Source organism: Streptomyces coerulescens (assembly GCF_042657965.1).
Classification (GTDB): Bacteria; Actinomycetota; Actinomycetes; order Streptomycetales; family Streptomycetaceae; genus Streptomyces; species Streptomyces coerulescens.
In genome coordinates this window covers 276,254-296,790 of the sequence record NZ_JBHSKM010000002.1, presented here as the reverse complement: position 1 = coordinate 296,790, position 20,537 = coordinate 276,254, and the positions used below count along the sequence as shown (strand labels likewise).

Below are 20,537 nucleotides of genomic sequence, written 5' to 3'. Positions count from 1 at the left end.
CTCCCTCGGCATGCCCGCGGCCGGGACTCGAGCACAGGAGCCGTAGCGTTGAAGGCGCTGGTCAAGGAGAAGGCGGAGCCCGGGCTGTGGCTCGCGGACGTTCCGGAACCGGCCGTCGGACCGGGCGACGTACTGATCAAGGTGCTGCGCACGGGTATCTGCGGCACCGATCTGCACATCCGGTCCTGGGACGGCTGGGCGCAGCAGGCGATCAGCACCCCGCTGGTGGTCGGGCACGAGTTCGTCGGCGAGGTCGTCGAGACCGGCCGCGACGTCGCCGACATCAAGCCCGGTGACCGGGTCAGCGGCGAGGGCCACCTGGTGTGCGGCAAGTGCCGCAACTGTCTGGCCGGCCGTCGGCACCTGTGCCGCGCCACCGTCGGACTCGGTGTGGGCCGCGACGGTGCCTTCGCCGAGTATGTGGCGCTCCCTGCCGCCAATGTGTGGGTGCACCGGGTGCCCGTCGACCTCGATGTCGCCGCGATCTTCGACCCGTTCGGCAACGCCGTGCACACCGCGCTGTCGTTCCCGCTGGTCGGCGAGGACGTGCTGATCACCGGCGCCGGACCGATCGGCCTGATGGCGGCGGCCGTGGCCCGGCACGCGGGCGCCCGCCACGTCATGATCACCGATGTGAGCGAGGAGCGGCTGGAACTGGCCCGCAAGGTCGGCGTGAGCCTCGCCCTGAACGTGTCCGAGGCGAGCATCGCCGACGGACAGCGCACTCTCGGTCTGCGCGAGGGCTTCGACATCGGCCTGGAGATGTCCGGCCGCCCCGAGGCCATGCGCGACATGCTCGCCAACATGACGCACGGCGGCCGTATCGCCATGCTCGGCCTGCCCGCGCAGGAGTTCCCGGTCGACTGGGCCCGCATCGTCACCTCGATGATCACCGTCAAGGGCATCTACGGCCGGGAGATGTTCGAGACCTGGTACGCGATGTCCGTGCTGCTGGAGGGCGGTCTCGACCTCGCGCCCGTGATCACCGGCCGGTACGGCTACCGCGACTTCGAGGCGGCGTTCGCCGACGCGGCGAGCGGCCGCGGCGGCAAGGTCATCCTCGACTGGACCGCGTAACTCGCGTAACTCCCTTTCCGCGCAAGCACCTTAGGAGCTTCCCGATGTTCGACTCCGTGCGCGACGACCTGCGCGCCACCCTCGACGAGATCCGCGCCGCCGGCCTGTACAAGCCCGAGCGCGTCATCGACACCCCGCAGTCCGCGACCGTCAACGTCAGCGCGGGCGGCCGTCCCGGCGAGGTCCTCAACTTCTGCGCCAACAACTACCTCGGCCTCGCCGACCACCCCGACGTGATCGCCGCCGCCCACCAGGCGCTGGACCGCTGGGGCTACGGCATGGCCTCGGTCCGCTTCATCTGCGGCACCCAGGAAGTGCACAAGGAACTGGAGGGCAGGCTCTCGGCGTTCCTCGGGCAGGAGGACACGATCCTGTACTCCTCCTGCTTCGACGCCAACGGCGGTGTCTTCGAGACGCTCCTCGGCCCGGAGGACGCGGTGATCTCCGACGCCCTGAACCACGCGTCGATCATCGACGGCATCCGGCTGTCCAAGGCCCGCCGCTTCCGCTACGCCAACCGCGATCTGGCCGACCTGGAAGCCCAGTTGAAGGAGGCCCAGTCGGCGCGCCGCCGGCTGATCGTCACCGACGGCGTCTTCTCCATGGACGGCTATGTGGCGCCTTTGAAGGACATCTGCGACCTCGCCGACCGCTACGACGCGATGGTCATGGTCGACGACTCGCACGCCGTCGGCTTCGTCGGACCCGGCGGCCGCGGCACGCCCGAGCTGCACGGTGTCATGGACCGCGTAGACATCATCACCGGCACCCTCGGCAAGGCGCTCGGCGGCGCGTCCGGCGGCTATGTGGCGGCCCGCGCCGAGATCGTCGCCCTGCTGCGCCAGCGCTCCCGGCCGTACCTGTTCTCCAACACCCTGGCCCCGGTGATCGCGGCGGCCTCTCTCAAGGTCCTCGACCTGCTGGAGGCGGCGGACGATCTGCGCGTCCGGCTCGCCGAGAACACGAAGCTGTTCCGCCGCCGGATGACCGAGGAGGGCTTCGAGATCCTCCCCGGCGACCACGCCATCGCCCCCGTGATGATCGGCGACGCGTCCAAGGCCGGCCGACTGGCGGAGCTGCTCCTGGAGCGTGGCGTGTACGTGATCGGCTTCTCGTACCCGGTAGTGCCCCAGGGCCAGGCCCGCATCCGCGTCCAGCTGTCGGCCGCGCACTCGACGGACGACGTCAACCGTGCCGTGGACGCCTTCGTCGCGGCCCGGGCGGAACTGGACGGCTGAACGACCGCAAGATTGACGAACGACCGCAAGGCTGACGAACGGCTGCAAGGATGACGCCCGGTCGGACGGCTGACGTCCGGTCCGCTCCGGACCTTGCGATAATCGATCTCATGATCGAAGCGCGGCGGCTCCACATCCTCCGTGCGGTGGCCGACCACCGCACCGTGACGGCGGCTGCCGCCGCGCTGTACCTCACTCCCTCCGCGGTCTCCCAGCAGCTCGCGGCCCTGGAGCAGGAGACCGGTCACCGTCTGGTGGAGCGCGGTGCCAAGGGCGTACGGCTGACCCCGGCCGGTGAGATCCTGCTCAGCCACACCAATGCCGTGCTCGCCCAGCTGGAGCGGGCCGAGGCCGAGCTCGCGGCGTACAGCTCGGGCGCGGCCGGCACGGTCACCGTCGCCTCCTTCGCGACCGGTATCGCCCTGGTCGTCGCGCCCGCGGTGGCCCGCCTCGCCGAGACGGCCCCCGGCATCCGCATCCGCGTCCAGGACGCCGAGGGGGATGCCAGCCTGCCGATGGTGCTGGACCGGCAGGTCGACATCGCGGTCGCCGTCGAGTACCGGGGGGCGCCGCCCGCCGACGACCCCCGCCTGGCGCACGTACCGCTGTACGCCGAGCCCTTCGACGCGGTCGTCCCGGTCGGCCACCGGCTCGCCGACGCGGCCGAGGTCCCGCTCGCCGAGCTGGCCAAGGACACCTGGATCGGCCCCTACCCCGGCAACCCCTGCCATGACGTGGTCGTCCTGGCCTGCGAGAACGCCGGCTTCCAGCCCCGCCTCGACCACTCCTCGGACGACTTCCGCGCGGTCGTCGCCCTCGCCTCGGCCGGTGCGGGAGTGGCGCTCGTGCCGCGCTCGGCGCTGCGCGGCATGGACCTCGCCGGGGTCGTCGTACGGCCCGTGGACGGGGTGGCACCCACGCGCCGGGTCTTCGCGGCCGTGCGGCGGGGAGCCGAGGAGCATCCCCTGATCCGGCCGGTGCTGGAAGCGCTCGACGAGGCGGCGCAGGAGTGAGGCAAGTGAGGCTCCCGTAACACTGTCTTTTCATATTCGGGATATCGTCCCGAATATGAAACAGACGGTAGAAGGCGGCGAGGTCCCGGACGCGGCCGGCGCTCGGCTCGACACCCGCCTCGACACCCGCCTCGGCTCTCGCCTGGCCGAGCTGCGGGCCGAACGCGGCTGGTCCCTCGGGGAGTTGGCGGAGCGCAGCGGCATCAGCCGCTCGACCCTCTCCCGGGCCGAGCGAGCGGAGATCAGCCCCACCGCCTCCCTGCTCAACCGCCTCTGCCATGTCTACGGCCGCACGATGTCCCAGCTGCTCAGCGAGGTCGAGTCCGAGCCCGCGCTGCTGGTGCGAACGGCCGAGCAGCCGGTGTGGGAGGACCGTTCCGCCGGGTTCGTGCGGCGTTCCGTCTCCCCGCCGCACACCGGACTGCGTGCCGAACTCGTGGAGGGACGTCTCACCGCGGGCGCCGACATCGCGTACGACCGACCGCCCGTGCCGGGCCTGGAGCAGCACATCTGGGTCCTGGAAGGCACGCTCGACGTCACGGTCCAGGAGGTCGAGCACCGCCTCGGCGTCGGGGACTGTCTGCGGATGCGGGTGTGGGGGCCGACGCGGTTCCGGTGCGCGGGACCGGAGGCGGTGCGGTATGCGCTGGCGGTGGTGCTGCCGTGATCGTGAAGCGACTGGAAGAGGCTCAACTCCTGTACCACGCCCCCGACTTGGCTGACCTCCTGGTGGACACGGTGGACGACGGCGCATCCGTCGGATTCCTCGGTCCGCTCGACCGTACGGCGGCCCTGGCCTGGTGGAAGGAGCGCGCCGGCGCCGTCGGCGACGGGCGGCTGGCGGTGTGGGTGGCGTGCCGGGACGGGCGGACCGTCGGCACGGTCGGTCTCGCCTTCGCCGACAAACCCAACAGCCGCCACCGGGCCGAGCTGGTCAAGCTGATGGTGCACCGGGACGCCCGCGGACAGGGCCTCGGCCGCAGACTCCTGACAACCGCGGAGGAGGCGGCGATCGAGGCCGGCGTCACCCTCCTCCATCTGGACACCGAGACCGACAGCCCCGCCGAGCGCCTCTACGGCTCGGCCGGCTGGACCCGGGCCGGGATGATCCCGGACTACGCGGCGAGCCCGGCGGGAGTGCTGCGGCCGACGACGATCTACTTCAGGTGCGTCTGACCGGTCCGGTCCGCTTCGCGTCGGCCCGATGAGCCCTCCGATTGTCAGTGTCGCGTGGAACACTCCCCGGCATTGATCGGCCGAGCGGTCGAACAGGCGGCATACCAAGGGGGATTGCTTGTCATGGGAGTGACCATCTCGTTCATCAGCGCGACCACGGAGGAGCTGGACAGGGCGGCGAAGGACCCGAGTTGGGCGGGCCAGTTCGTCTCCGACCTGTACGGCGTCGACTATCCGTGGCCGGACCGGCACGACTGCGGCCCCGACAAGGCATTCGGCGGCCTCCAGTTCCTGTTCGACGAGGCCGAGGTGTCGCTCGAGTTCGTGATGGACGGATTCCAGATACTGGACAGCGGCACCCTGTTCGGGTGGACCGCGGAGCAGATCGACGGTGTGGCACGCGAGTTGCTGGCCACCCCGTGGGAGCGGTTGGCGGCGCACTACGACCCCGAGCGCATGGCGACGGAGGACGTGTACCCCAACATGTGGACGTTCGACCCCGACGGTGAGTTGGACTGGCTGAAGGACGCCTACGACGAGCTGGTCACGTTCTTCCGCACGGCGGCCGAGCACGGCCACGGGGCCTTCATGAACTTCAGCTTCTAGGGAGGTCCGGCGGCGGGCCCCGGGCCGGGCCGACCCCACTCACCAGGTGATTGTCAGTGGCGGGCGCTACCGTGCCTGTCATGCCGGATGCCGAAGACGTACGCCGTATCGCCCTCTCTCTGCCGGACACGACGGAGAAGATCGCCTGGAGCATGCCCACGTTCCGGGTCGCGGGCAAGATGTTCGCCACACTGCCCGAGGACGAGACCTCCATCGCGGTGCGCTGCCCGAAGGAGGAGCGCGACGAACTGGTGATGGCCGAGCCCGAAAAGTTCTGGATCGCCGACCACGAGGCACAGTTCGCCTGGGTGCGGGCCCGGCTCGCCGCCCTGGAGGACGAGGACGAACTGCGCGACATCCTTGCCGACTCCTGGCGCCAGGCCGCTCCGCCCCGGCTGCTGGACGCCTATCCGGAGCTGGGGCCTGCGACGGGGGACTGAAACCCCTGGGGCCGTTGTCAGTGCCCCATGTCATGATCCGAGGGCAGGTGTGGCAGCCGGGGCGGAGGGGGCCTCGGCTACCACGGGGGAACGGATCGAGGGGGATGCGGGGGATGAAGACGGGCAAGAAGGACGGAGCGCGGCCGGTGTGGTCGCGGGACTTCGCCCTGTTCTTCGTGGCCCGTGCCGTTGCCCAGCTCGGCGACACCATGCTGCCCGTGGCCCTCGCCGCCGGGCTCCTCCAGCACGGGTACGGCGCAGGCGCGGTCGGTCTCGCCCTGGCCTCGACATCAGCCGCCTTCGCCGGGCTCATCATCTTCGGCGGGGTCATCGCCGACCGCTTCAGCACCCGCAGGCTGATGATCGGGGCCGACCTGGTCCGGTTGTGCACCCAGTCCCTGGCCGCCGTGCTGTTCTTCTCCGGGCATGTGGTCCTGTGGCAGATCTGCGCGATCGGTTTCGTCAACGGTGTCGCGGGCGCCGTCTTCCAGCCCGGCGTCCCCGGCACGGTCCGCCGCCTCGCCACCGACGTCCAGGGCGCCAACGGCACCATGCGGATCGCCGAGGCCGTCGCCCAGCTCGCCGGACCGGCGTGCGCGGGCGTGCTCGTCGGCTTCGCGTCACCCGGCGGTGTGTTCACGGCCCACGCGACCACGTACGCCGTCAGCGCCCTGTGCCTCCTCCTGCTGCGCCTGCCCGCGCGGACCGGATCCCCGGGAGACGCCCGGGCCGATCGAGGAACCCGGGCCTTCCGCGCCGATCTGGTGGAGGGCTGGCGGGAGTTCAGAGCCCGTACCTGGCTCTGGGGCGTCATCGTCGTCTGGTGCGTCTACATGATCACCGTGTGGGGTCCGACCGTCCCGCTCGTGGCGACCGAGGTGGTCCAGCAGCACGGACCGCGCTCGTACGGCCTGATCAACTCCGCCCTCGGCGCGGGCACCGTCGCCGGCGGGCTGCTCGCCCTGCGGCTGCGTCCTCGCCGAATGCTCCGCGCCGGCGCGATAGGCCTCTTCGCCTTCGCCGGCTTCCCGGTGACCGTCGGCGCCGGTCTCGGCGTACCCGCCATGGCCGCCGGAGCGGCCGTCGCCGGTGCGGGCATGGCCTTCTGGAGCGTGATGTGGGCGACCAGTGTCCAGACACAGGTCCCCGCCGATGTCCTCAACCGCATCCACGCGTACGACGTCGCGGGCTCCCTGGCGATGATGCCGGTCGGCCAGGCCATCGCCGGACCGGCCGCCGCGACCCTCGGCGCCGGTCATGTGCTCCTGGTCGCCGGAGGGATGAGCCTCGTCGTCGTGGGTGCGCTGCTCTCGGTGCCGTCGATCCGGGGCCTGGTGCGGGCGGACGTCCCGACGACGGCCCGCTCGGCGCCGGTGACGGTGGACGAACGGGCGCGGCCCCAGCCGCGCTGAAGCGGACGGGTGCGCATAAACGGGTGCGCGACCACCGACCCGAGTGCGGTATTGTTTCCCTGCACGTTCGGCCGGGGGAAACCCCAGGTCAGACGGGCACCGGGACGTGGCGCAGCTTGGTAGCGCACTTGACTGGGGGTCAAGGGGTCGCAGGTTCAAATCCTGTCGTCCCGACTTGTGAAGCAGCAAGTCAGAGGCCGTATCGGAACTGCCGATACGGCCTTTTTCGTTCCCCTTTCGTTCTCCGGTCTCTCGGGACCGGTCCCGCGGGCGATGCGGACCATGGCGGGTACGGACCGTTCCGCGACCGGGGGAGTACAGGGATGAGTGACCCGTCGTACGCCGCACCCGCACCGCCGGGCTCCGCATCCGACCGTGAGCCCCCGGTACACGACCCGTTGGCCGTCGCGCTGGGCAATGCCTCGCTGCTCGGCGTGGGCTATCTGATGATGCGTCGGCGCGGGCTCGCCCTCGTCGCCGTGGTGGTCCCCATCACGCTGGTGACCAGGGCCGTCTCGACCGCCGAGGAGGCGTACGAGATCGGTTTGGTCGTGTGGTGGGCGGCCGCCGTCGGCCACGGGTGGTTCCTGGCGCGCAGAAGCGGCGACCGGGCCACAAGGCGTGGTCCGCGTCTGGCCGCGCTCGGTGTCACGCTGGCCGTGCTGGTGCCCCTCGGGCTGCTGCGCCACGACGCCTCCACGATCGCGCACCGTGTCACCGAAGCCCGTGAACGCGGTGACTGCGAGGGGGTGTCGAGCGCCCAGGACGAGGTGTGGCTCGGGCACCGGATCGCCGACGCGCCCCTGAGCGCCCGCGGCGACGAGGCGGTCCGGACGTGCGACCGGCTGCGGTCGGCACACGGCGAGCTGACCACCGCTCTGGACGGCGACACCCGGGCCCTGGCGGACGGGTTCGGCACGCTCGCCTCGGTCCTTTCTCGGCCCGGGAACGACAAGACGGTCGAAGCCACGCTCAACGGCTTCCTCGGCAGGCTCCGCACCAGGAATCCCTGCGGCACCGTGGCCGTCGTCGACTGGCTCCGCAGCCGCGGGCCCAGCCACGACCTCCTCGACCGCTCCGCCGCCGAGGCCGACCGGGCGGCACCGGCCGCGCTCGCCGGCTGCGGCGATGCGCTCATGGAGGACAGCAGCTGGGAGAACGCGCGGTCGCAGTACCGGCGGCTGCTCGCCCGGTACCCCGACGACGACCTCGCCGACAAGGCCCGCAGCGGAGTGCGGAAGGCCACCCGGAACATCGAACTGGCCGAGGTCCGCACCCTGTTGGCGCCCGGCACCGACGGCCCACCCGAATACTGCACCCACCCGGCGAAGTACAGCGGCGCCAAGCCCTATCGCAAGGGCACGAACCGCGCCCTGTTCTACACCCACGACGCATACGCCGAGGACTATGCGGACCGGCTCCCCGGGTCCTGGCGGGCCGACGGCCCCACCGACGCCGTCCTGATCGTCTGTATGGGCGAGGACGCCTACGGAAGCGCCGTAGAGACCTGCCCGTACGAGGGCACCGGCTCGGGATCCACATCGAGCGTGACCTTCTACCGCATCGAGCTGCCCGTGAAGGTCTACGAACTGCGCACCGGCAAGCTCCTGATGAACCGGAAGATCCAGATCGGCGGAACCAGCTGCCCGGGGATCCTCACCTACTACTCCTACGGCGACCACGACCCCGGCCCGCCGTCCAGCCAGTACGTCGACGAGGGCAAGTCCGATGTGAAGGACGCCTTCCGACCGTTGGTCGTACGGTGAACCAGGGCGCCGGTCGCCGGGGTGGCCGACCGGTTCGGGGAGGGGTCCCGCGCGAGGTGCGGACACTGGTCGCAACGCCGTACGCCGGCCGCACGGCTCCCGCACCGAGCAGCCCATCGACCGAGGAGACAGCGATGCCCCTCTCCGCCAGCCTCGCGCGTGGTGTCGCGCCCACCACGCCGGGGACACTGCACGCCCGCACGGTCACCGGTGAGCTCAGCGCGCCGCCCCGCCCGGGGCTGACGGTCCGCTTCGGGCGTGGTGAGAAGCCCGAAGTGGACCTCGGGGTCGGCGTGGACGACCTGCGGGTGAGCCGACGGCACGGAGAACTGACGTACCGGCAGGGCATGTGGTGGCTGCGCAACACCGGGCGGCAGCTCGTCCGGCTGCCGCGCGGCCGGATGATGCACCTGAGCACCGAGCCGGTCCCGCTCGCCACCGGGTACACCCCGCTGTTCGTGAAGGGCTCCGGCTACCGCGAGCACCTGGTCGAGCTGTATGTGGCGGGCCACGACGACCAGGGGCCGGTGTCGCGCCGACAGGCCGAGACGATCCGGCCGGAGACCTGGGCGCTCGACGACGACGAGCGGCTGCTGCTGGTCGTCCTCGGCCAGCGGTATCTGCTGTACGAGGAGGAGCCGCGCCCGCTGTCGTACGCCACGGCCGCGAAGCAGCTCGGCTATCTGCGCCCCGACGCCAACTGGACCGAGCGCAGGATCGAGCACCGCATCGAGGTGGTGCGCAAGCGTCTTGACCGCACCGGCTTCCGGTATCCCCTGCTGCACGACAAGGCGCAGGGCCGCCCCGGCGACAACAGCCTGCTGCACAACCTGATCAAGGGGCTGGTGGAGTCGACGACACTGGTGCCGCCGGACCTCGACCTGATGGAGGACGACGCGGACTGGCCGGATGCCTGACGAGCCCGCGGGTCCTGTGCGTCACCGTGCCGGGAGCTCGGCGGCGGCCGAGGCCGCGAGGTCCTTGGCCAGTCCGCAGAGCTTGTCGACGGGCCGTTTCCCGGCGATGTCCAGGCGCACCATCTCGGCGGCCGTCTCGGCGTCCCGGCCGCTGTATCTGCGGTACTCGACGAAGGCGGCGCAGGTGTCCCCGTCGTCGCCCGGCTCGACGACCGTGCGGCGGCCGCTCAGCGTGAGGGCCGTGCCGTCGGCCGCGGAACGGGGCTGGTCGCGGAAGAAGCCCACCTCGGCGTCGAGTTCGTCGATGTCGCTCGACCACTCGCAGCTCCAGTTCGCGACACCGACGTCCGGCACGTCCGCCTCGACACCGGGAACGACCGACAGCGCCTTGGCGTCGAGCAGTTCGCAGGCGTTCGACCAGGCCAGCGAGTCACGCGGGTAGGCGGGCGAACGACGCGGGAGCGGGCCCCGGTCGAGGACCTCGGCGGCGCCCTCGGCGGCCTGGTCGGCGACCGTGCACAGGGTCGCCGTGCCGCCGACCACGGAGCCCTTGCCCATGTTGACGCGGACCCCGACCAGTGTGCCCTCGGTGTCGTCGTCCGACGTCAGGAGCAGATTGCACTCGTCGTTCTCCGGCTCCTCCTGACGGATGCCGATCCGGCCGATGGTGCGGGAGGCCTTCGAACCCTCCGGCGGTGAGCCCTTGAGCAGGCGGAGGGACACATCGATCCGGGTCTTGTCGTCGACGTTCACCAGCATGTCGCAGCGGTCGAAGTTGCCGTAGTCCACGTCGACTTGAACACCGTCGGAGCCGAACCGGTCCAGCGCCCGCGGGTCGGCCAGGGCGCACACGTCGGCCGTGTGCGGATCCCCCACCAAGGCGTGGCTCCGGCCGTTCGAGGCGTTCCCGGCCTGTCGGCTCGTACCGGAATCTCCGTCTCCGCCGGTGCCGGGGATGAAGGCCGACCCCAATGCCAGGAGGGCGCTGACACCCAGGGCAGCCGCGATCAGCGGTCGGCGCCACCGCGGGCCTACGGGCGCGGTGCTGGTGGTGGCGGTGTCCCGAGGCGGCCGCGGTCCGGAACCGGCGACCTCCTCCAGCAGACGCCTGACCTCGGCGGCGTCGGGGCGTTGCCGAGGGTCGCGGCGGAGCATGGCCGTCAGCACGGGATACAGCGGTCCGACGGCGGTCGCGTCCAGCTCGACGACGCCCTGCTCGGCCTTCCAGTACCGCAGACGCTCGGCTTCCTCCCCCTCCCTCCCGGTCCCGGCGGGCGCGTCGTCGTCCTCGGCCGCGCCACCACGCGGCGGTGCTCCGGTGACCAGCGCGGAGAGGGTGGCGGCGAGGCAGAACACGTCCGAGGCGGGCCGGGGCACATTGCCTCGGGCCAGTTCGGGGGCGGCGTAGTCCGGGGTGAAGCTGTACGGGCCGTTGACGGTGATGGTGTCGGTGCCACCGACCCGGTAGGCGGCACCGAAGTCGAGTAACTTCGCGGCGCCCTGCCGGGTGAGACCGATGTTGGCGGGCTTGACGTCGCAGTGCACGATGCCCGCCTCGTGCAGCGCGGCCAGCGCGTCGGCGAGCTGCGCGCCGATGCGGGCCGCCCGCTCGGGGGAGACCGTCGGCTGCCGGTCCAGGCCGCCGCCGGGGACGTACTCCATGACGAACCAGTACGTCGCCGACCCGGGGCCGCCCTGTGGCGTGGCCCCGTCCGCCGCCTCGGACTCGTCCCGCGCCACGGTCACCACGTCGAACAAAGTCACGACATGCGGGTGGTCGCGGAACTTGGCCATCGCGCGCGGTTCCCCCAGCAGCCGCCGCACCGCGGTCTCGCTCCCGCCGTCCGTCCGCTCCGGTTTGAGGGCGACGTCCTGACCCACCACCGTGTCGTGCGCGAGCCACACGTCGCCGCCCCGGCCCGCGCCGACGACCTCCTTCAGGACATAACGGTCGGCGAACTCCTCCCCGGAACGCACGGAATTCTCCCCCTCGGTCGAGTCCGGAACGCCCACGGCCACGGTCGATGGCCGCGCGTATGCCGCGTATGCGTCGAACCTACTGCGTAGAGCTCGTCGTACGCAGGGTCTACCCAGAGCCTTCATCACTCGCACGCACGCTGCGGGAGGGGTCCCGCGCGAAGCGTCTACGGTACGCGGCGGCCCGTGTCCCACACCCCGACGGAAGGAGCCCCCACCATGCCCGGCACCCGGACCGCACTGCTCGCCGGCACCACCGCCGCCGTCTCGATCGCCGCCCTCACCCTGACCGCGCACCCCGGCACTCCGGCCCCGAACGACCGCGCGGCGCCCGCCCGTTGCGCACACCCCGCCGACGTACTCGATCTGACCGACTGGAAGCTGACCCTGCCCACCGGCGAGGACGAGGACCCCACCGAGATCACCCAGCCCGAGCTCGGCACCTTCTCCGCCGCCCCCTGGTTCCGGGCGGAGGCCGACTGCGGCGCGGTGAGATTCCGTGCCGCCGTCAACGGCGTGACGACCGCAGGGTCCAGCTATCCGCGCGCCGAACTGCGGGAGATGACCGACGGCGGCGCCGACGAGGCCGCCTGGTCCACCACGGACGGCGCCCACACCCTGGTGGTCAGGGAGGCGTTCACGGCGCTGCCCGAGGAACGGCCCTACCTGGTCGGCGCGCAGGTCCACGGCGGGGACGACGACGTCACCGTCTTCCGTCTCGAGGGCCGCAAGCTCTACGTCACCGACGGCGACGACCGGCACCACCACCTCGTCACCGACGACTACGAGCTCGGCACCGAGTTCGAGGCCGGGTTCGTGGCCGCGGACGGGCGGATCGCCGCGTACTACAACGGCCGGCTCCAGACCACGATCTCCCACGACGGCGACACCAACTACTTCAAGGCGGGGGCCTACACGCAGGCCAACTGCGACAACTCCACGCCGTGCGCCGACGGCAACCACGGCGAGGTCCGTATCTCCCGCATCGACGTCACCCACTCCTGACCTGTGCGCACGGCGTCCGGGAGGGGTCCCGGGACATGCGTGTCACGGTGTCGGCGACCGAGGGCACGGAAGGGGCGCGGCGGATGACGGGGGACACCACCGGCGTGGAGGGGAGACTGCTGACCCGCGCGCAGCGGATCAACTCGGCGCTCGTCGTGGACCGCAGGCTGGGGGAGGGCGCGTTCGCCGAGGTGTACCGGGTACGGCACCACATCCTCGGCTGGCAGGCGCTGAAGCTCTTCAAGCACGTGGCCTCGCTGGAGGCGACCTCGCGGCTGTTCGACGAGGCCCGCATCCTGTCCACCCTGGGCCACCCCAACATCATCCGGGTCTTCGACGCGGGCACCGTGCAGACCTCCGAGGGGATGCGCGGCTACATCACCATGGAGTACGTGGCCGGCGGCAGCCTCCAGCGGCTGGTCGCCTCCCACTCCGGCGCGGTGCCCGTCCACGAGGCCACGGCCGTGCTGCGGCAGGCCGCCGAGGGGCTCGCCGTCGCCCATGAGCGCCCGCACCCGATCGTGCACCGCGACCTGTCGCTGGCCAACGTGCTCATCACCTACGACGAGTCCGGACTGCGGGTGAAGGTGAGCGACTTCGGGCTGGCCAAGGAGACCGACCCGGGCACGATGGCGGCCAGCGCGCAGGGCACCGTCGCCTACATGCCGCCGGAGGTGCTGCGCCGGGGCACGGGCTACTCGTGCGCCGGGGACGTCTGGGCGCTGGGCACCATCGCGTACTTCCTGCTCACCGACCACTTCCCGTACAACGGCGGCGACCCGGTGCAGTCGTTCTCGCTGGAGCGTTTCAGCCGGCCGCTGCTGCCGCCGAGCTCCTTCAACGACGGCGTGGGGCCCGAACTGGACCTGCTGGTGGTCGACATGCTCCGCGTGGACCCGGCCGAGCGGCCCGCCTCCGCCCGCGAGGTCGCCGAACGGGCCGAGGCACTGCGTCCGGCGGCGGGGGTACGACCGCCGCCCGACGCGGCCGCGGCGGTGGAGCGGTCCGTGGCCGAGCAGGTGCGGGCGGCCATCGAGCTGTCCCGGACACCGGGACGGCTGGCCGATGCCGCCAACCAGCTGGAGGAGGCCGTCAGCCGCCATCCCCCGCTCCGGGAACGGCACATGGCACGGCTGATGACATGGCGCCGGGGGGTGGTCATGTGACCGGCCCGGCGCGCGAGCGACGGACGTACGCGCAATCGGCCACGGACGACCGGCGTACGGGCAGCGGACGTATGGAGAGCGGATGGACGACACCACCACCGGCGACCGACGGGGCGAGCCGTCCGGCGCCGCCCGACCCGGGACTTCCGGGAACCTGTCCCGCTTCACGGACCTGGGCGGGACGCGGCTGTACCGGGACAACGCCTTCGCCGTCACCGGGCTCCCGACGAACGCCGACGGGCGCGCCGTGCGCCGGCACCGGCAGCGGCTGGAGGCCAGGCTCGCGGTCGAGGAGTCCCTGCCCGCGGACCCGGAGTCCCCGCTCGCGGGCGGCTTCCGCAAGGACGAGGTGCGGGCCGCGTTCGAGGAGTTCCAGGACCCCCGGCGGCGGCTGGTCGACGAACTGCTGTGGCGATGGGGCGAGCCCGGCCCGGACTGCGGCTGCCCCGCCTCCGTCCACCAGGAGCACGACGACGCGGTGCGCTTCCACGCGATGGCCCTGGACGCGGAGACCGGACGGGGCCATGCCACCACCGACGGACGGGACATCCTCTGGCAGGGCGCCGCCGGCGGCTGGGGACTGCTGCTGGAGCGCCCCGAGTTCCGCCTGCACATCGCCCACCGGATCGGCGAACTGGACGATCCGCGGCTGGGCGAGCTCTGCGCGGACGACTTCCTCGCCGCCCTTCCCCGCCTCCTCGTCTCCCCATTCTCCGAACTCGCCGCCGACCCGGACTTCAGGCCGCGCCTGGCACAGGTCTGCGCCGGCTGGGCGGAACAGACGGTGTTCTCGGGGCTCTTCACCGAACTCTTCGAGGAGTCGGTGGAGGAGACGGTCCGGACCATCACCGACGGGCTGCGGTCCGTGAACGACAAGAAAGAGGCCGAGCTGTTCGCGGACGCCACCGAGACCGTACGGCGCGAGGTCCTGCCCGCGTTCGAACGGCTCGGGGCATTCCGGGCGTACGTCTCGGACTGGCGGTACGACGACGTGGCGCGCATCGTCGCCGTGGGCGTGGGCAACCTCGCCGTCGCGATGCTCGGCCACTACCAGTTCCGACGGCCGACCACCCCCGAGAAGGAAGCGGTCGTCGAACTCGCCGAGCGGGCGTACGAGATCGCCCCGGAGCGGGAGGTGAAGGCGTTCAAGGACAACTGGGACGTCATCTACGACTGGTCCGTGGGCGCCGTCCCCACCCGCCCCGCGTCGGGCACAGCCCCCTCCACCGACCGTGTGTGGCCCGGCTGTCTGCTGCTGGGCATGGCGCTCGGTGTGCTGGTCGCCCTGTGGGAGTCCTACGGGTGGGAAGGGGCCTGGGGCGGCTTCCTGTGCATGGGCCTGATCGCCCTCGCCGTCCAGAAGATCTCGCGCGGCTACGCGCGATTCCGGCTCCACAGGGGCAGAAGGAGGTACCGGTGAGGTCCCGAGTCCACCGCCGGGTACGTGAAGTGCGCGCCGCGCTGGGCCAGTTGCGGCACCCGCCCGAGTTCCGCGTCCCGCGCCCGCTGCTGGAGCCGGCCCAGGCCGAATGGGCCGCGGCCGTGCTCGCCGAGGTCGAGGCCGCCGAGGCGCTCGCGGAGCAGGCCCGCACCTTGCGGGGCGCCGGCACCGACGCGCTGCTCGGGGCCGCCGTCGGCATCTGGCGCGCCCTGCGCAAGCTCGACCAGGGGACCGGCCCCCTCTCGGCGGCCGATCTGCGGCAGGTGCGCCGCCAGGTCCACGCCAGCCGGCAGGCACTCGCCGACGACGGGCTTCGGATCCAGGAGCACGACGGGCAGCCGTTCGACTCCGGCCAGTCCCTGGAGGTCCTGGTGTTCCAGGACGAACCGGAACTGGACCGCGAGGTGGTGCTGGAGACCGTACGGCCGTCGGTCTACTTCCGCGGCGAGCGGATCCAGATGGGCCAGGTCATCGTCGGCCGGCCCGGTCCCCGGGCCAACTGAACGACCAAGGAGATCACGACCATGCGCGAGACCATCGACTTCGGCATCGACCTCGGCACCACCAACAGCGCCATCGCCATGGCCGAGGACGGCGGTGTACGGGTCATCAAGAACAACGACGGCTGGGACTTCACGCCCTCCGCCGTGTGGATCCCCAAGGAGGGGGTGATCCATGTGGGCAGGCGGGCCCGGGAGCGCACGGAGAGCGACCCGGACAACGCCTACGCCGAGTTCAAGCTGGAGATGGGGGCGGCGGGCGCCGGCCGGCTCTTCGGGCGCACGGGCCTCACCCTCACCCCCGAGGAGCTCTCCGCCGAGGTGCTCAAGTCCCTGCGGCAGGACGCCGCGCACGAGTACGGCGAGCAGCCGGCGGCGGCCGTGATCACCGTCCCGGCCTCCTTCGCGCTGAACCAGAACAACGCCACCAGCACCGCCGCCTCCCTCGCCGGGCTCGGCGAGCACTGCCCACTGGTGCAGGAACCGACCGCCGCCGCCATCGCCTACGGGGTGCAGGACGCCTCCGAGTCCGCGCACTGGATGGTGTTCGACCTGGGCGGCGGCACCTTCGACGCGGCCCTGATGAGCAAGCGCGACGGTGAACTCCAGCTCATCCAGCACGCCGGCGACCCCTACCTCGGCGGAAAGCTCATCGACTGGGCCCTCGTGGACGACCTGCTGGCGCCCGCGGCCCGCCGTGACCTCGGCCTCGCGGACTTCACCCGCAACAACCCCGACTGGCGCAAGAACTTCGCCAAGCTGAAGCTGGAGGCCGAGAACGCCAAGATCGCGCTGTCCCGCGCCGGTTCGGTGGAGATCTCCGTCGACCTCGACGACGGCAGCGGCGGCGTCGAACCGTTCGAGTACACCCTGACCCGGGGCGCCCTGGACGATCTGGCGCTGCCCTTCTACACCCGGGCCATCCGGCTGTGCCGCGACGCGCTGGCCCAGAGCTCGCTGCGCCCCGACCACATCGACCGGCTGCTCCTGGTCGGCGGCGCCACCCTCAGCCCCGGACTGCGCGAACTGCTCGCCGACCCCATCGAGGGCCCCGGCATCCCCCTGGACCACAGTCAGGACCCCACCACCGTGGTCGCGCGCGGAGCCGCCGTGTTCGCCCGCTCGGTCCGGCTGCCGAAGAAGCCGCAGAAGGCGGCACCGGGCGAGTTCGCGATCGAACTCCACTATCCGGCGCAGTCCGTCGACACCACCGGGATCCCCGTCTCCGGCAAGGTGAGCAGCGGCGGCGCGGTGGACTGGACCCGCTACACCGTCACCCTCAGCAACCCCGACGGCCACCCGCCGTTCCGCGGGCCGCGCACCGTACTCAGCACGGACGGCACCTTCTACACCGAGGTCGCCATCGACGCCGACACCAGGTCCCGCTTCACCGTGGAGCTCACCGACAACGCCGGCACCCGGCGGAACCTCGCGGGCGACACCTTCTCCATCAGCCACGCGGCCGTCGTCCCCGGCGACGCCGTACTCACCGGCACCCTCGGCATCGGCAAGGCCGACGGCACCTTCGACCCGCTGCTGCGCAAGGGCACCACCCTGCCCGCCCAGGTGACCAAGCCGTACCGGACGACCATCGCGCTGCGCCGCACCCAGCCCGACGCCGTCATCCGCATCCCGCTGCTGGAGGGCGAGCGCAGGCGCGCCGACCGCAACACGAGGGTCGGGCTGATCGAGATCCGGCCCCGGGACATCCGGATCGACCTGCCGACCCAGAGCGAGGTCGAGGTGACCTTCGAGATCCAGGCCAGCAACCGGGAGGTCCTCGTCACCGCCGACATTCCCCTGCTGGAGCAGCAGTTCGAGGCGACCATCAACCGTTCCGAGCTGCTCGCGCCCGAACACACCGAGCTGGTGGACCGGTTGCACGATCTGGAGCAGCGGATGCACCTCCTGCAGGACCAGGCCGAGGACGTGCACTCCGAGGACGCGCGGACGCGCCTGGTGGACATCTCGGAGCAGCGGACCATCCCCCAGCTGCGCAAGGAGGTCGACGCGGCGGCCGTCGACACGGGCGCCGCCGTCACCAGCGACCGCCGGATCCGCGACGTGGAGGCCCAGCTCGACGAGATCGAGGAGGCCATCGAGATCCCCGGCCTGCAGCGCGAGTTGTGGGATCTGCTCAGCGCCTGCGAGGACGTCGTCGAACAGGTCGGCGGCGGCCCGTCGGACCGGCGGGAGCTCCAGGCCATGCGGGACCGCGCCAGTTCGCTCGGCGAGGACGCCACTCCGGCGGATCTGCGCCGGCTCGTCAAACGGGCCGGGGAGTTCCACGTCGAGCTGTTGCGCCGTACCGACCAGTGGGAGTACGTCGTCTTCCACGCGCTGGTCGAGATGCGCGACGACATGTTCTCCCGCGCACAGGCGGACGCCGCGATCCTGGAGGGCCGCCGCGCCGTCGCCGCGGGCAACCGCCGCGCGCTCGCCGGGGTCAACGAGCGGCTGCGCAGGCTGCTGCCGCCGGGGGCCGCGGATGAGGCGGAGCGGTTGTCCGGCGGCGTCAACTAGTCGGCGGACAGGAGGAGTTGAAGGTGGCCACATCCCGCATCCCGACGGTCAGCCCCACAGGCATCCCGACGGGCCTCCCGTCAGGCGTCTTCCAGTCGGCCGGACGGGACGACACGACGGCGGACGGCACAGGGCAGGGCGCCACGGCCCCCGCCGACTCGCTCCGTGTCGCTCTCCTGGTCTCCCGTGCCAGTACGGCGGCCCGCTCCGGTGATCTGGACGGCGCCCTGCGGATGCTGCACGAGGTCGATGATCCGCTCGTCGCGGACCATCGGGACGTACTCGATCTGCTCGCCCGGGTGTACGCGCAGCGCGGCGAAATGGCGCGGGCCGCCGAGTGCTGGCGCGGGGTGCGGCAGCGGCAGCCGGCGGACGCCGCCGCGTCCGCCGGGCTGGCCCGCATCGACCGGCTCGGCGGCCGCGGCCCCCGTGCGGCGCTGGCCCGGCACCGCGCCCGTACGGCACTGGCCGCCGCTGTCTGTGCCGTGGCCGCGATCACCGCCTGCACGGTCGTCCTGATCGACACCGCCGACGGCCGGCCGGGGCAGCCCGGTCCTGCGCAGGCCGACCGGGCGCAGCGGATCGCCGAGCGACTGGACGCCGAACGCAGGGCGGAGCGGGACCGGGAGCGGGCGCTCGCGGCGGCGCGCCGGGCGGAGGCGGCGGAAGCACTGGCCGGCGAGCTGACCGCGCCCGGCATCAGCCCGGTGGCGCACGGGGACTCGGTGGAGGTCGCCTTCGCCGACGGGCTGTTCTCCGAGGGCGCCGAACTGACCCCGGTCGGCGCCGAGCGGCTCGCCGGGCTGGGCGAACGCCTCGCGGGACGGAAGGTACGCGTCGAGATCCACGGCCACACCGCCGTCGTGCCCGGTGCCCCGACCAGCGGCGGTTCCGTCCTCTCCCTGTGGCGTGCCCTCGTCGCGGCACGGGAGCTGAGCGCGGCCGCTGACAGACCGCTGACGGAGTTCACCACCGCCAGCGCCGATCAGCGTGACGCGCCGTTCGCGGGGGTCGCGCGGAACCGGACGGTGACGGTGGTGGTGACACCCGGCTAGGAGGGTGCCCTGCTAGAAGGCCGATTCGAGGATCCCGAGGACGTCCTGTTCGGTGGGTTGGCGTGGTGCGTTGCGTGTGACCGCGTCCGCGAGTGCGCCGGAGGCGATCGGCGCCAACAGGTCCGGGCGGACGCCGAGTTCGCGCAGGGGCTGCTTGATGCCGAGCGTGCCGGAGATCTCGCGGACCGCGTCGATCGCGGCGCGGGCCCAGTCGCCGTCGGCCGGCGGGTCGAGACGCAGCGCGCGGGCGGTCAGCTCGTAGGCCTCCTGAGCGTCCGGGGCGCTGAACTCCAGGACCTCCTCCAGGACGGCGGCGAGCGCGACGCCGTGCGGGGTGCCGGTGTGGGCGGTGAGGGCGTGCCCGATGCCGTGGACGAGGCCGAGCCCGGAAAGGGTCAGCGCCTGGCCCGCCAGGTGGGCGCCGAGCATCAACTGCGCACGGGCCTCCAGATCCGAACCGTCGTGGTGGGCGACCGGCAGCCAGCGCCCGACCATGGCCACCGCCTGCGTCGCGTACGCCACCGAGACCGGGTTCGCTCCGCGTGAGGCGAGGGACTCGATCCCGTGCACCAGGGCGTCGATGCCGGTGGCGGCGGTGATCCGGGCGGGCAGGCCGAGCGTCAGCTCCGGATCCAGGAGCGCGATCCGCGGCTTGACCGACGGGTGGCCGAGGTACACCTTGCGGCAGGCGGGGGTGTCCTCGATGACGCCGAAGCCGTTGGTCTCCGCACCCGTGCCCGAGGTGGTGGGGATCGCGATCAGCGGCAGTCCGTCCAGCGCGTCCCAGAGGGCGTCCGCGTCGGCCGCAGCCGCGTCGGCGTTGCCGACCAGCAGCGAGATGCCCTTCGCGGCGTCGAGGACCGACCCGCCGCCCAGGGCCACGACGACCGCCGGACCGAAGGCACGCGCCCGGGCGGCGCCCTCGTCGACGTTGCCCGTGGACGGATTGGCGCCGACCCCGTCGTACACCCCGTGCTGCACGCCCGCCGCGTCGAGGACCTTGAGCACCTGGTCGACGATGCCGGCGGCCCGCAGACCACGGTCGGTGACCACGAACGCGCGGTCCGTGCCGAGGGAGGAGATCAGCTCCGGCAGGTGGGCGAGGCGGCCGGGGCCGAACTCGATACGGCAGGTGGGATCGATGGTCAGCCCGTTGGTGCCGGCAGGCTGGCTGGTGAGGGACTCGCCCATGGCGTACGGCTCCTGGAAACGCGGTGGGAAGGGG

18 protein-coding genes and 1 tRNA gene are annotated in these 20,537 nt (G+C 72.1%); 17 read left to right on the top strand and 2 right to left on the bottom strand.

Going from position 1 to position 20,537, the window contains the following annotated elements:
* Positions 1-48 precede the first annotated feature (48 nt).
* From tdh to ACFPQ9_RS02830, 11 genes are all read left to right on the top strand, one after another.
* On the top strand, positions 49-1,077 hold the full coding sequence (gene tdh, locus ACFPQ9_RS02880; RefSeq protein ID WP_380845941.1) for an L-threonine 3-dehydrogenase: 1,029 nt from the start codon (positions 49-51) through the stop codon (positions 1,075-1,077).
* A 44-nt stretch (positions 1,078-1,121) separates the two neighbouring features.
* On the top strand, positions 1,122-2,315 hold the full coding sequence (locus tag ACFPQ9_RS02875) for a glycine C-acetyltransferase (protein WP_380845938.1): 1,194 nt from the start codon (positions 1,122-1,124) through the stop codon (positions 2,313-2,315).
* 110 nt (positions 2,316-2,425) lie between these two features.
* A complete protein-coding gene (locus ACFPQ9_RS02870) occupies positions 2,426-3,328 on the top strand; it encodes a LysR family transcriptional regulator (protein WP_380845935.1) in 903 nt (300 codons plus the stop codon).
* Positions 3,329-3,383: 55 nt separating this feature from the next.
* Positions 3,384-3,995 carry a helix-turn-helix domain-containing protein gene (locus ACFPQ9_RS02865; RefSeq protein ID WP_380845932.1) on the top strand — a complete coding sequence of 204 codons (612 nt, stop codon included), beginning with the start codon at positions 3,384-3,386 and terminating at the stop codon, positions 3,993-3,995.
* Entirely contained in the window at positions 3,992-4,504 is a 513-nt protein-coding gene (locus ACFPQ9_RS02860; RefSeq protein ID WP_380845929.1) for a GNAT family N-acetyltransferase, read from the top strand. Before ACFPQ9_RS02865 ends, ACFPQ9_RS02860 begins: the two co-directional genes overlap by 4 nt.
* Positions 4,505-4,627: 123 nt before the next feature.
* On the top strand, positions 4,628-5,110 hold the full coding sequence (locus tag ACFPQ9_RS02855; protein WP_380845926.1) for a YfbM family protein: 483 nt from the start codon (positions 4,628-4,630) through the stop codon (positions 5,108-5,110).
* An 80-nt stretch (positions 5,111-5,190) separates the two neighbouring features.
* Complete coding sequence (locus ACFPQ9_RS02850) at positions 5,191-5,550, top strand: MmcQ/YjbR family DNA-binding protein (protein WP_380845923.1); 360 nt, start codon at positions 5,191-5,193, stop codon at positions 5,548-5,550.
* A gap of 113 nt (positions 5,551-5,663) precedes the next feature.
* A complete protein-coding gene (locus tag ACFPQ9_RS02845) occupies positions 5,664-6,962 on the top strand; it encodes an MFS transporter (protein WP_380845920.1) in 1,299 nt (432 codons plus the stop codon).
* A gap of 100 nt (positions 6,963-7,062) precedes the next feature.
* Positions 7,063-7,136: transfer RNA gene (locus tag ACFPQ9_RS02840), tRNA-Pro, on the top strand.
* 149 nt (positions 7,137-7,285) lie between these two features.
* The gene (locus ACFPQ9_RS02835; RefSeq protein WP_380845917.1) at positions 7,286-8,728 is read left to right on the top strand and encodes a hypothetical protein; all 1,443 of its coding nucleotides are present in this window, start codon (positions 7,286-7,288) and stop codon (positions 8,726-8,728) included.
* Between the two features lie 134 nt (positions 8,729-8,862).
* Positions 8,863-9,645 (top strand): FHA domain-containing protein, encoded by a 783-nt coding sequence (locus tag ACFPQ9_RS02830; protein WP_380845914.1) that lies wholly within the window; start codon positions 8,863-8,865, stop codon positions 9,643-9,645.
* A gap of 21 nt (positions 9,646-9,666) precedes the next feature.
* Here ACFPQ9_RS02830 and ACFPQ9_RS02825 read toward each other — a convergent pair whose 3' ends face one another.
* A complete protein-coding gene (locus ACFPQ9_RS02825; RefSeq protein WP_380845911.1) occupies positions 9,667-11,622 on the bottom strand; it encodes a serine/threonine-protein kinase in 1,956 nt (651 codons plus the stop codon).
* A gap of 219 nt (positions 11,623-11,841) precedes the next feature.
* Between ACFPQ9_RS02825 and ACFPQ9_RS02820 the strand changes: the two genes are divergently transcribed.
* The 6 genes from ACFPQ9_RS02820 to ACFPQ9_RS02795 all read left to right on the top strand — a co-directional run bounded on the left by ACFPQ9_RS02820 (position 11,842) and on the right by ACFPQ9_RS02795 (position 19,312).
* The gene (locus ACFPQ9_RS02820; protein WP_380845908.1) at positions 11,842-12,627 is read left to right on the top strand and encodes a polysaccharide lyase family 7 protein; all 786 of its coding nucleotides are present in this window, start codon (positions 11,842-11,844) and stop codon (positions 12,625-12,627) included.
* Between the two features lie 35 nt (positions 12,628-12,662).
* Positions 12,663-13,793 (top strand): serine/threonine-protein kinase, encoded by a 1,131-nt coding sequence (locus ACFPQ9_RS02815; RefSeq protein WP_380845905.1) that lies wholly within the window; start codon positions 12,663-12,665, stop codon positions 13,791-13,793.
* Between the two features lie 82 nt (positions 13,794-13,875).
* Complete coding sequence (locus ACFPQ9_RS02810) at positions 13,876-15,213, top strand: hypothetical protein (RefSeq protein ID WP_380845902.1); 1,338 nt, start codon at positions 13,876-13,878, stop codon at positions 15,211-15,213.
* Positions 15,210-15,737 carry a hypothetical protein gene (locus ACFPQ9_RS02805; protein WP_380845899.1) on the top strand — a complete coding sequence of 176 codons (528 nt, stop codon included), beginning with the start codon at positions 15,210-15,212 and terminating at the stop codon, positions 15,735-15,737. Before ACFPQ9_RS02810 ends, ACFPQ9_RS02805 begins: the two co-directional genes overlap by 4 nt.
* Positions 15,738-15,758: 21 nt before the next feature.
* Positions 15,759-18,257, top strand: coding sequence for an Hsp70 family protein (locus ACFPQ9_RS02800; protein ID WP_380845896.1), 2,499 nt, complete (start codon positions 15,759-15,761; stop codon positions 18,255-18,257).
* 23 nt (positions 18,258-18,280) lie between these two features.
* Positions 18,281-19,312 (top strand): hypothetical protein, encoded by a 1,032-nt coding sequence (locus ACFPQ9_RS02795; protein WP_380845893.1) that lies wholly within the window; start codon positions 18,281-18,283, stop codon positions 19,310-19,312.
* Between the two features lie 12 nt (positions 19,313-19,324).
* Here the strand turns inward: ACFPQ9_RS02795 and ACFPQ9_RS02790 are convergent, their stop codons facing one another.
* Entirely contained in the window at positions 19,325-20,503 is a 1,179-nt protein-coding gene (locus tag ACFPQ9_RS02790) for an iron-containing alcohol dehydrogenase family protein (RefSeq protein WP_380845890.1), read from the bottom strand.
* Positions 20,504-20,537: the final 34 nt, after the last annotated feature.